The sequence below is a fragment of the Pseudomonas sp. HMSC063H08 genome (genome assembly GCF_001813645.1).
In the GTDB taxonomy this organism is placed as follows: Bacteria; Pseudomonadota; Gammaproteobacteria; order Pseudomonadales; family Pseudomonadaceae; genus Pseudomonas; species Pseudomonas aeruginosa.
This window is the reverse complement of the sequence record NZ_KV813556.1, coordinates 6,291-7,954: the sequence shown is the minus strand read 5'-3', so window position 1 is coordinate 7,954 and position 1,664 is coordinate 6,291. Positions and strand designations below refer to the sequence as shown.

Genomic DNA, 1,664 nt, shown 5'->3' with positions numbered 1-1,664 from the left:
AAGGTGCGCCTGTACTCCAAGATCGGCCAGGCGCTGCTGGAGGCCAAGGAAGCCGGCAGCGACCCCTATGCCGCCATCGAGGCGGTGATTCCCTGGGACGAGTTCACCGAGAGCGTCAGCGAAGCCGAGCTGCTGGCCCGGCCGGAGGGTTTCGACCACCTGCACTTGGTCGGCGAGAACTTCGCTTCCCTGCGCCGTTACACGCCGGCCTTGCTGGATGTGTTGGAACTGCGCGCCGCTCCGGCCGCGCAAGGTGTACTGGCAGCCGTGCAGACCCTGCGCCAGATGAACGCCGACAACCTGCGCAAGGTGCCGGCCGATGCCCCCACTGCTTTCATCAAGCCTCGCTGGAAGCCGCTGGTGATCACCCCGGAAGGCCTCGACCGGCGCTTCTACGAAATCTGCGCGCTGTCCGAGCTAAAGAACGCCCTGCGCTCCGGCGACATCTGGGTCAAGGGCTCGCGGCAGTTCCGCGACTTCGACGACTACCTGCTGCCGGCAGAGAAGTTCACCGCGCTCAAGCGGGATCAGGCCTTGCCCCTGGCGATCAACCCGAGCAGCGACCAGTACCTGGAAGAGCGTTTGCAGCTGCTGGACGAGCAGTTGGCCACCGTCACCCGCTTGGCCAAGGACAACGAGCTGCCCGATGCCATCCTCACCGAGTCCGGGTTGAGGATCACACCGCTGGATGCGGCGGTGCCGGATCGGGCGCAGGCGCTGATCGACCAGACCAGCCAGTTGCTGCCGCGCATCAAGATCACTGAACTGCTGATGGACGTGGACGACTGGACGGGCTTCAGCCGCCACTTCACCCACCTGAAGGACGGGGCTGAGGCCAAAGACAGGACGTTGCTGCTGTCCGCGATCCTCGGTGACGCAATCAACCTCGGACTGACCAAGATGGCCGAGTCGAGCCCCGGCCTGACCTACGCCAAGCTGTCCTGGCTACAAGCCTGGCATATCCGCGATGAAACCTATTCGGCGGCCTTGGCCGAGCTGGTCAATCACCAGTACCGCCATGCCTTCGCTGCCCATTGGGGCGACGGCACCACCTCATCCTCCGATGGCCAGCGCTTCCGCGCTGGCGGCCGGGGTGAGAGCACCGGGCACGTCAACCCGAAGTACGGCAGCGAGCCAGGACGGCTGTTCTACACCCACATCTCCGACCAATACGCGCCGTTCAGCACACGCGTGGTGAATGTCGGCGTCCGAGATTCCACCTATGTGCTCGACGGCCTGCTGTATCACGAGTCCGACCTGCGGATCGAGGAGCACTACACCGACACGGCCGGTTTCACCGATCACGTCTTCGCCCTGATGCACCTGCTGGGCTTCCGCTTCGCGCCACGCATCCGCGACCTCGGCGAAACCAAACTGTACGTGCCGCAGGGCGTGCAGGCCTACCCGACGCTGCGCCCGCTGATCGGTGGCACCCTGAACATCAAGCACGTGCGCGCTCATTGGGACGACATCCTGCGCCTGGCCAGCTCGATCAAGCAGGGCACCGTTACCGCCTCGCTGATGCTGCGCAAGCTCGGCAGCTATCCGCGTCAGAACGGCCTGGCTGTCGCCCTGCGCGAACTGGGCCGGATCGAACGCACGCTGTTCATCCTGGACTGGCTGCAAAGTGTTGAACTGCGCCGCCGCGTGCATGCCGGCCTGAA

General features: G+C 65.0%; 1 pseudogene. It reads left to right on the top strand.

Annotated features, from left to right (window positions below):
* Positions 1–1,664: pseudogene (locus HMPREF2924_RS25020) on the top strand (Tn3-like element TnAs1 family transposase); the annotation flags it as partial.